Raw genomic sequence first — 274 nt, forward strand, 5'->3', positions numbered from 1 at the left:
GGTATTCATGGATTTACTGATTTTTTAAGGAATGGGCTAAATTCCTATTGTGTGCTTCTAAGGATTACCGCGCTAAAGCGCGTTGTCTCGCTACGCTCGGCTCGAACCTTGTCGAAGCTTCTCATCCTCCCCCTCGGCGTTTAATGAGATTTCAGCTTTCGCTTCAAGTTCATCAACAAAGAGAAGATGGTGGTGGGGGAAGGATTCGAACCTTCGAAGTCTGTGACGGCAGATTTACAGTCTGCTCCCTTTGGCCGCTCGGGAACCCCACCAT

At 48.9% G+C, this 274-nt stretch carries 1 tRNA gene; it reads right to left on the reverse strand.

Annotated elements, in window-relative coordinates:
* Positions 1-187: 187 nt before the first annotated feature.
* Positions 188-272, reverse strand: a tRNA-Tyr gene (locus FUU19_RS10700).
* Positions 273-274: the final 2 nt, after the last annotated feature.

Source organism: Serratia montpellierensis (genome assembly GCF_020858655.1).
Classification (GTDB): domain Bacteria; phylum Pseudomonadota; class Gammaproteobacteria; order Enterobacterales; family Enterobacteriaceae; genus Serratia; species Serratia montpellierensis.